The 9,164-nt window shown below is 55.7% G+C and carries 11 protein-coding genes and 1 rRNA gene; 2 read left to right on the top strand and 10 right to left on the bottom strand.

Translation table 11 applies throughout. The annotated features are described in order from the left end of the window. From ACFPB1_RS19935 to ACFPB1_RS19925, 3 genes are all read right to left on the bottom strand, one after another. Positions 1–125, bottom strand: a 16S ribosomal RNA gene (locus ACFPB1_RS19935); the annotation flags it as partial. Positions 126–377: 252 nt separating this feature from the next. Next, positions 378–599, bottom strand: coding sequence for a hypothetical protein (locus ACFPB1_RS19930; protein WP_379227846.1), 222 nt, complete (start codon positions 597–599; stop codon positions 378–380). Positions 600–784: 185 nt separating this feature from the next. Beyond that, positions 785–1,420, bottom strand: a complete 636-nt coding sequence (locus ACFPB1_RS19925) for a stage II sporulation protein M (RefSeq protein WP_379227845.1) — start codon at positions 1,418–1,420, stop codon at positions 785–787. 108 nt (positions 1,421–1,528) lie between these two features. On the opposite strand from ACFPB1_RS19925, the gene pdaB reads away from it, so the two are divergent. Continuing rightward, complete coding sequence (pdaB, locus tag ACFPB1_RS19920; protein WP_379227844.1) at positions 1,529–2,332, top strand: polysaccharide deacetylase family sporulation protein PdaB; 804 nt, start codon at positions 1,529–1,531, stop codon at positions 2,330–2,332. A gap of 9 nt (positions 2,333–2,341) precedes the next feature. Here the strand turns inward: pdaB and ACFPB1_RS19915 are convergent, their stop codons facing one another. Beyond that, complete coding sequence (locus ACFPB1_RS19915; RefSeq protein WP_379227843.1) at positions 2,342–2,974, bottom strand: KinB-signaling pathway activation protein; 633 nt, start codon at positions 2,972–2,974, stop codon at positions 2,342–2,344. A 330-nt stretch (positions 2,975–3,304) separates the two neighbouring features. Here ACFPB1_RS19915 and gerD point away from each other — a divergent pair, with 330 nt between their 5' ends. Beyond that, the gene (gene gerD, locus ACFPB1_RS19910; protein WP_379227842.1) at positions 3,305–3,994 is read left to right on the top strand and encodes a spore germination lipoprotein GerD; all 690 of its coding nucleotides are present in this window, start codon (positions 3,305–3,307) and stop codon (positions 3,992–3,994) included. A gap of 93 nt (positions 3,995–4,087) precedes the next feature. On the opposite strand, the gene ACFPB1_RS19905 is transcribed toward gerD, so the two are convergent. The 6 genes from ACFPB1_RS19905 to rplM form a co-directional block, all read right to left on the bottom strand. Continuing rightward, on the bottom strand, positions 4,088–5,194 hold the full coding sequence (locus tag ACFPB1_RS19905) for a P-loop NTPase (protein WP_379227841.1): 1,107 nt from the start codon (positions 5,192–5,194) through the stop codon (positions 4,088–4,090). Positions 5,195–5,271: 77 nt separating this feature from the next. Continuing rightward, positions 5,272–6,078 carry an N-acetylmuramoyl-L-alanine amidase CwlD gene (gene cwlD, locus ACFPB1_RS19900; protein ID WP_379227840.1) on the bottom strand — a complete coding sequence of 269 codons (807 nt, stop codon included), beginning with the start codon at positions 6,076–6,078 and terminating at the stop codon, positions 5,272–5,274. A gap of 108 nt (positions 6,079–6,186) precedes the next feature. Further along, complete coding sequence (gene sat / locus ACFPB1_RS19895; protein ID WP_379227839.1) at positions 6,187–7,350, bottom strand: sulfate adenylyltransferase; 1,164 nt, start codon at positions 7,348–7,350, stop codon at positions 6,187–6,189. A gap of 50 nt (positions 7,351–7,400) precedes the next feature. Then, on the bottom strand, positions 7,401–8,093 hold the full coding sequence (locus ACFPB1_RS19890) for a phosphoadenylyl-sulfate reductase (RefSeq protein ID WP_379227838.1): 693 nt from the start codon (positions 8,091–8,093) through the stop codon (positions 7,401–7,403). A gap of 148 nt (positions 8,094–8,241) precedes the next feature. Then, entirely contained in the window at positions 8,242–8,634 is a 393-nt protein-coding gene (gene rpsI / locus ACFPB1_RS19885; RefSeq protein ID WP_090649146.1) for a 30S ribosomal protein S9, read from the bottom strand. 19 nt (positions 8,635–8,653) lie between these two features. Continuing rightward, complete coding sequence (gene rplM, locus ACFPB1_RS19880; RefSeq protein ID WP_379227837.1) at positions 8,654–9,091, bottom strand: 50S ribosomal protein L13; 438 nt, start codon at positions 9,089–9,091, stop codon at positions 8,654–8,656. Positions 9,092–9,164: the final 73 nt, after the last annotated feature.

The following is a 9,164-nucleotide window of genomic DNA, read 5'->3' as shown; positions in this document are numbered from 1 at the left end:
GGTTGCCTACGTGTTACTCACCCGTCCGCCGCTAAGCTATCCCCGAAGGAATAACTCCGCTCGACTTGCATGTATTAGGCACGCCGCCAGCGTTCGTCCTGAGCCAGGATCAAACTCTCCATAAAAGCGGATTGGTTTCCGTTCGAAGCCGAAGCTTCGAATGGAGCATTCCGCTGGCATGAATTCGCTTGTTAGCTCATTCAAATACTAGCTTGTTAAAACCTTTTGACAGGTCGCTCATTGTTCAGTTTTCAAGGAACAAATGGTTCTTGCTCGATCGCCCATGTCTCAGCGGCGACTTGATTAATATATCACAGGCTGTATAAACAATGCAAGGGGTTTGAAGAAAAAAATGTGCACATGTGTATAGTCTGGAATCAACGGTAAATTCTCACGTTCAGCACATAACGGGAAAGCTCTTTCGGGGAGGCGATTCGGGCAAACATCCTGAAAATCACTTTGTAGCGCTTGGCAATGGCGGTCTTGATATCTCCGTCCAGCCGGGAATCGTTCAAATCGAGCAGCATTTCATCAAGTTCTTTGCGTAGTACGTAATCGAGTTCTTTGCATTCTTTGTCGTTGAACAGTATTCCGAGCATAACCGTCAGACGGCCCCCTTTGCTTATTCGGCCCCAACATCGGCCCACGAGCCAGCCGCTGCCGCTCCTCGTTTCGCGAAGCTGCGGCAAGCTGTCCCGTCAGTGAAGGGATTGCGGTGCGCTTTCCCTGATACCAAGAGCGGCGTTCATCGCATGTCGCGATAAACGCCGCATTAATGGTATGCTCAGAAATTGGAAATTTTATTACTCCCCAGCAACCAAACCGTAACGGTGCTTTCGATGACGGCCGCCACGACCAGCATGACGACGATCAAAACGATGACGGGAAGGGTCCGCTGCAGGAATTGTTCGAATTCGCGTCCCCACCCGCTTCTCCGCATCAAGACGGCACCGACTCCCTGGAACGTCATTTTGCCGAACCGCAAGCCATAGGCGCAGGCGATCACGATCGCGGCCAATTCAATAATCCCGTGCGGAAGCAGGCCCTTCACGACGACGGTGAACACCATGTCGCCGCTTCCCTGTTCCGCCGTCCGATGGATCAGATAACCGATCAGCATGCCGTTAATCGCGAGAAACACGATGGGCACAATGCCGAACAGCGCGCCCAGATACATGACGAAGATGGCTTTAATGGCGTTATTCAAAAAAATAAACCCCATGAAGAACAATGTGGGATGGCTGCTAGCTTCAATCGTTTGGGCGACGTTCTTCAAGCCGCTCATCTGGCTTTGCATGAAGCTGTCCAACCCTGGATTTGTCGCCCCGACAACTATGCCGGCGAGCAAAAACACCGTGCTGAAGGCAAGGTAATGGCGCATCGACTTCAGATGGCGAAACATTTCCGCTGGAGCGAACATTCAGTTCTCACCTCGATCGGGCTATTTTGGCGCAAGGACGAATAAGTTGACGGTACGGGCATAGATTGTACTAATACAAGCCTTCAAGAGAGGAGTGCCGATCCGCATATGAATATGTTTTACGTCATGAACGGTAAACGACTGAAACGATACTTCCTGATGACGGTCGGAATTATTTTCGCGGCGGGGGTCATCTACGCGGAGAAAGACAACATTACGGTCTTTGCCGAAGACCAACCGGCGGCGATATACAGCGTCCCGACGGACAAAAAGGTCGTTGCCTTGACCTTCGACATCAGTTGGGGCGAAAAGCGCGCCGAACCGATTCTCGAGGTGCTGAAGGAGAAAGGGGTCAAAAACGTCACGTTCTTCCTCTCTTCCCCGTGGACCCAGACGCATCCCGATATCGTGAAAAAAATCGTCGACGCCGGCTACGAAATCGGCAGCCACGGCCACAAACACGGCAATTACAGCACCTATACCGATGAGGAAATTCGGACGCAAATCGAAACCGCCCAGGCGATTCTGACCCAAGCGACCGGCAAAACGCCGACCTTGATCCGTCTCCCGAACGGCGACTTCGACAAGCGCGTCCTCCGCATCGCCGAACAAATGAACTATAAAGTCATTCAATGGGATACCGACTCGCAGGACTGGATGAACATCGGAACGGAAAAAATCGTGAACCGCGTCGTCTCGAAGGCCCACCCCGGCGACATTATTCTGATGCATGCCAGCGATTCCGTCAAACAGACGCACGAGGCCCTTCCCGTTATTATCGACCAGCTGCGCACCAAAGGCTACGAGTTCGTGACGGTATCGGAATTGATCTCCCAAACGGAGCTGCAAGGCAAGACGGTGCAGGATAAGACCGCAATGTTCGAGAAGCTCGACGCTTCCGCGGCAAAATAACGGCTCGCACTATACGGCCGGTTTCGCATTGGACGACGATGCGGAGCCGGTCGTCTGTTCTTTGCGCAACAGGCGGTGAAGCCATAAGATTTGGTACGCGTTGCACACGAACATCGGAATCACCATAAAGGTCATGGCCGCCACGTTGCTTTGCAGCGCTTGCCACGTCTCCAGCAGCGTGACGACGATCAGCAGAAACATCGTTGGAATAAACGCCGTATTGTTGGTCTGCTTGGCCTTTACGTACGCCACCCCCCAGGATGCCAGCCCAAGCACGAGCGGGAGTACCCAGAAAATCCAACCGTTGCCGAGCTCGCCGCGGTTTTGGTACAGCATATAGCCGATGCCGCCAAGCGCGAACAGCGACGTATACGCCTGCAGCGCATTCCACAGGTACCCTTTGCGCAGCACGCCGAGCGCGATGTAATTAAGCGTCAAGTACGAAAAAAAGCCCATTTGGCTGAACACGCCGAATAGGAGCCCGACGAGCGCCATCGTCAACAAATTGAATCCCGTCGCCTTCAAGCCAAGGATGCCGAAATCGGGGTCGACCACCTGCATAATGGTACCGACAATGGCGGAAACGACGCCCCCCACGACCATCGTGGTCCAAAACAAGAAAAACCATTTGCGTAAGTTCACGATCATGTCTCCTAAATGTTTTGTTGAAATGAAACGATGAAGGCGATTTTCGCTTCGATTGCGTTTCAATCGCCTATAAAGCATCTGGAAATTCAACCGCTTCCACTTATCTCACTGCCATTGTGCCATGGCGAGTTGCTGCTTCTTATTGGAAAGCGGAGCCGTTAATCCGGCATGGATTCTCGGTTTCAAGGCCGGGGATGCTTGGTCCTTTCCATTTTACCATGTCCGCCGCAAAAAGCTACGCCAGGTCCATGATAATCCCTTGAACATTGTCACATACTACGCTCAGGACAATGTCGTAATCCCAGAAAGGAGACAAGGGACATCATGCGCAAGCGTATCCTCTTGGTGGGCGCCGCCCTAATTATTTCTTCCATGCTTTCGAGCTGCGGTTCCGAGCCGTCCAGTGCATCGAGCGAACCGATGAGTTACAAAGACATGAAGTCGATGGTCATCGATATTCTGAAAACGGAAGACGCGCAAAAGGCGCTTCAAGAATCGGCCAGCTCCACTACCGGCAATACCGGCTTGGGTGCCCGGCTGCTCTCGGTTCAAGATCAGGAGCAGGTCCGTATGGCGGTCAAAGAAACGCTCGTTTCTCCGGATTACCATAAAGTCATCGAAAAGCTCATGACGGATCCGCGGTTTGCCGGCGAATTCGCGAAGGCGGTCAACAAGCAGAACAAACAAATCCATAAGGATTTGCTGAAGGACCCGAGCTACCAGCGCGACATGATTCAAGCCATGAAGACCCCGGAAATGGACAAAATGATTTTGGATGTGCTGCAAAGTACGCAATACCGCAAACAAGTCATGACGATTATGCAGGAATCGATGCAAAGTCCGTTATATCGGCTCGAAATTCTCGATCTGCTTAAAAAAGCGGTTCAGGAAGAGCTGAAACCGAAGCCGGACGAGAAGGTACAGAAGCAGAAGGAAGGCGGAGACGGCGAAGGCGATCAGGGCGGCGAACAAGGAGACGGCGGCGGCGGCATGGGCGAGCAAGGCGGCGGCTGACGCGACGACGCAACCTTAGGCGTCAAAGCTACAAACGAAAAGCCAACACCCTCACTCCGTGAGCGATGTTGGCTTTTTGCGTGAATCATCGCATCAAGCTTCGCACTTGGCAATGACGCGGTCGGCCACTTCCAAATAAAGACGGCCCGTCGCGGTATCTTCCTTGTACACCGAAGGCGAGAAATCCGGCTCCGAAATGTGGTTGTCCGGTGCTCCAAGCGGAATTTGCGCAAGCAGCTCGGCATTCAGCGACTCCGCCAGCCTTGCCCCGCCTCCGCGGCCGAGGACGTAGTCGTGCTCGCCGTCTTTATTGATGTAGTACGACATGTTCTCCACGACCCCGAGTATCTCATGCTCCGTCTTAATGGCCATGGCGCCTGCTCGAGCCGCGACGAACGCCGCGGTCGCATGCGGCGTGGTGACGATGATTTCTTTGCTTTGCGGAATCATCTGATGCACGTCCAGAGCTACATCGCCCGTACCCGGCGGCAGATCGAGCAGCAGGTAATCCAGCTCGCCCCATTCGATCTCGGCAAAGAAGTTGCGCAGCATCTTGCCCAGCATTGGGCCGCGCCAGACGATCGGCGCGTTGTCCTCGACGAAAAAGCCCATGGACATGACGCGCACGCCGAATTTCTCGATGGGGATGACCCGCTCGTTCACGATTTGCGGGCGCTCCTCGATCCCCATCATGTCCGGCACGCTGAAGCCGTAAATGTCGGCGTCGATGATGCCGACCCGTTTGCCCCTGCGGGCCAAGGCGACCGCGAGATTCACGGTCACCGTGGACTTGCCGACGCCGCCCTTGCCGCTGGCGACGGCAATGAACTGCACCCCGCTGCCTTCGGCCAGCAGCGGGTGATCGAGCCCGGCCCCGTGCCCGCGTACGGGGCCCTGGCCCTTCGGCGGCGCAGCCTCGCGTGCGCCGCCGGCAGCGCCTGCGGCGGGCGCGGCGCCCTGCGCGCCCGCCTGCGCGGCTTCGCCGGCCCGAAACCGGATATGCACGGTTTCGGAGCCGGCGGAGACGAGCGCGGCGCGCAGCGCGGCCTCCAGCGCGCCCGTGCTCGCAGGCCCTCCCAGGACCGTCATCGAGACGTTCCTGTCCTTCACGACGACATCGCGGAAGGTGATGGCTCCTTCCGCGCTATATGCGGCCGCCGCAGACTCGGCGGCCTTCAATGCTGCTTCGCGGGTAATCATGGTTGAATCGCTCCTCTTGTCCCTGGCTTACTGGCTCCATCCATTATAGCAAGACGGCCCCCTCGTTCCAAGCGGAGTTAATGGACGGCTTCGGCACTGCCCGAGGCGTCGGCGGCGGCGCCCGGCGTACCCGTTCCCCATTTCTCCCCCGCCGTGAAGCGCAGTACGCCTTGATAGATCGACGCGGCGACCTGTTTCTGGTAATTCGCGTCCGCCAGCCGCTTCGCCTCGCCGGGATTGGACAAGAACCCGACCTCCACCAGCGCGCTCGGCACCTTATCCATCGCTTTCAGCAGATAGATCGAATTGACCGTCGCGGCCAGCCGCTCCGTATTGCCGAGATTGCGGCGGATCTCGTCTTGAATGAGGGAGGCCAGCACCGCGTTCTCCGGTTGATTCGGGTAGAAGAACGTCTGCGCCCCCGACCACTTCGGCGACGGGATGCTGTTCATGTGGATGCTGAGCAGCAGCGTCGCATGCTTGTCTTTCACGAACTGGGCGCGCTTGATGAGATCCTCCGTCTTGCGCTTGCTGATTTTGGCCGTGCCTTCGTTTGCGAGATCGTAATCCCCTTCCCGCGTCATGACGACGATGGCGCCGGCCTGCTGCAGATAATCTCGAAGCTGCAGCGCGATCGCGAGGTTCAAATCCTTCTCGACCACCCCTTGCTCGCTGACCGCCCCGCCGTCCACCCCGCCGTGCCCGGCATCGATCGCAATGACTTTGCCGGACAGCGGCAGCGTCCAGTAGGTCCACGTCCGCGTGGCTGGCACCTCCTGCGTCAACAGGACGACCGTCAGCAGCACCGCCGCCAGGCCCAAGCCGACCCGGACTGCCCCCCGGTACGAGATCCATACGACAAACCGATTTCGAACTCCGCGCATGCAAAAAGCCACCCCAATCTCCATCCGATGATTCGTGCAGGAGGCTGTCCTGCTTCCTTATCATCCTATGGGACGAGGCGGCTACTTATGCGGACATCCCGAGGGGAATTATACCGGCTGCTCGGACATGCCCTCGATCAAAATTTTAGCGACTTCCGGACGCGAGAATTCCGGCGGCGGGCATATGCCATCGCGCAGCAGCGCGCGGACCTTCGTGCCGGACAGCGTCAGATGGTCTTCCTTGCCGTGCGGGCACGTCTTGCTCGACGCCATGTTGCCGCACTTCGTGCAGAAGAAGCTGTGTTCGAAATACAGCGGCGTAATGCCGAGCTCTTCGACCGGGAACGAACGGAGCAGCTCCTGGGCTTCGTACGTGCCGTAGTAATCGCCGACGCCCGCGTGGTCGCGTCCGACGATGAAGTGCGTGCAGCCGTAGTTTTTGCGGACCATAGCGTGAAAGATCGCTTCACGCGGCCCTGCATAGCGCATAGCGGCCGGGAAGACGCCCAGGAACGTGCGGTCCGCCGGGTAGTAGTTCTCGAGCAGCGCGATATAGCTCTTCATGCGTACGTTCGCCGGCACGTCATCGGATTTGGTCTCGCCCACGAGCGGGTTCAGGAACAGCGCATCGACGATTTCCATGGCGCACTTCTGAATGTACTCGTGCGCGCGGTGAACCGGGTTGCGCGTCTGGAAGCCGACGACCGTGCGCCACCCCTTCTCCGCGAAGATGCGGCGCGTCTCGGCCGGATCGAAGTAAAACGCATTGAATTTCTCCGGCACCGGACGGTTCAGCACCGTAATGGTACCGCCCACGTAGGTCGCAGGACGCGCGAACAGCTTAGCGACGCCCGGGTGCGCCAGATCGTCGGTCTTAAAGATGTTGACCGCCTCGTGCTTCTGATCAACGCGATAGATGCTCGCGATATCGATCGTGGCGTAGACGACGTCGTCCTCGCCGACAAGCGCGGCGCGTTGTCCGACGGAGAGCTCCGATGCCTTCGCCTCTTCGACGGCCAGCGTAATCGGAATGCTCCAGATCGTACCGTCCGCCAGACGCATGCGGTCCACGACTGAGCGGTAATCTTCTTCGTTCATGAACCCCGTAAGCGGCGAAAATGCGCCGACACCGATGAGATCCAGGTCCGAAATGGTCCACGAATTGACGATGATGCTGGAAAGCGATGCCGCTTCGGAAAGCAAAGTTTCACGTTCGGCTCCGGTTGCGATTCGGTTGACGAGTACGCCGCCATGCGGTTTGATGCTGGTCATGGTATGCAAGTGCCTCCTAAGATTTATTCGGGTGCTGCCGGTTGCGCTTGTTATTTATGCAATCCGCATTCCGTTTTCTCTTGGCCTGCCCAACGTCCGGCACGCGGATCTTCGCCCGGCATAACTTGACGCGTGCAATGCTCGCAGCCGATGCTTGGATAATTGTTATCGTGCAGCGGGTTGTAGTAGACATTGTGTTCGCGGATATAGTTCCACACATCCTCGGTCGTCCAGTCCGCGATCGGATTGAATTTAATCAGACCGAACTTCGTATCGTATTCGATCTTCTTCGCGTTGGCGCGCGTCGGCGCTTGGTCGCGGCGGATGCCTGTGATCCATGCTTCGTATTTGGAGAGGATTTGCGTCAGCGGCTGTACTTTGCGGATGTTGCAGCATTCGTTCGCGTTCGACTTCCACAGCCCGTCGCCGAATTGGGCCGCTTGCTCTTCCGGCGTGATGGCGGGTTTGACCTGTACGAACTCAAGCCCGTAAATTTCGGCCATTTTATCGCGGGTTTCGTACGTCTCTTTAAAATGAAAATCCGTGTCGAGGTAGAAAATATCCGTTTTCGGACTGATTTTTTGCAGCATATCGACCAGAACGACATCTTCCGCACCGAAACTGCAAGCGAACGTGATGTTTGGGAACGTCTCGACCGCGAATTTCAGAATTTCTTGCGGCGTCGCGGTTTCCAGCTCAACTTCCTTTTGCTTGATCAACGCTTCTTTTTCGAAAAGGTTCATGGATGAGTCCCTCCGTATGCGAATTCCAAGTAATTTTATCTACATTAGATTATACGTCCACTAGGCATAATGTTCAATGTCCGAGTTACATCATTACCATGAAAAAAATGCCTTTCCTGCGAACAGGAAAGGCATTTTGATGAAAAGATTAACGTTTCGAGAATTGTGGGGCACGACGAGCGGCTTTAAGGCCGTATTTTTTCCGTTCTTTCATACGCGGGTCACGCGTCAGGAAGCCTGCGCGTTTCAGCGCTGGACGGAATTCCGGATCTGCTTTCAGCAGCGCGCGGGAGATCCCGTGACGGATCGCGCCAGCTTGGCCGGAGATGCCTCCGCCATTAGCGATCACGATGATGTCGTATTTGCTTGCCGTTTCGGTCAGTGCAAGCGGTTGTTTTACGATCAGCTTCAGTGTTTCCAGGCCGAAGTAGTCGTTCAGATCGCGTTTGTTGATAATGATTCGTCCTTCACCCGGCACGAGACGTACACGTGCTACGGAGTGTTTACGACGACCGGTTCCATAGTATTGAACTTGTGCCATGAAACTGTCCTCCCTCTATTTACCCGCGAAGTTCGTAAACTTCTGGATTTTGTGCTTGATGTGGGTGTTCTGCGCCGGCGTACACTTTCAGCTTCAGCTTCATTTTTTCGCCGAGACGGTTCTTCGGCAGCATGCCATGGATGGCTTGTTCCAGTACTTGCTCCGGTTTGTTCTTGATCATGTCTTGCGCAGGAGTCACTTTCAAGCCGCCTGCATACAAGGAGTGGCGGTAGTACATTTTGTTTTGCAGCTTTTTGCCAGTCAGGTGAATTTTCTCGGCATTGATGATCACGACGAAATCGCCCGTGTCCACATGCGGAGTAAATTGCGGTTTGTGTTTGCCGCGGATGATGCTAGCGGCTTCGCTCGCCAGACGGCCAAGCGTTTTGCCCGCTGCGTCGATGACGTACCATTTGCGTTCAACTTCATTTGGCTTAGCCATATAGGTAGTGCGCATGGAAGATCCTCCCTCTTCAATTCAAACAATCAAGGTTCATGTATCACGTTTCAAGACCGTTTATCGGTTTCAA

This window comes from Paenibacillus sp. GCM10023250, from assembly GCF_042653205.1.
Lineage (GTDB): Bacteria > Bacillota > Bacilli > Paenibacillales > Paenibacillaceae > Paenibacillus_Z.
Note: the sequence above shows the minus strand (reverse complement) of the source record. Positions and strands in the feature narration are given on the sequence as shown.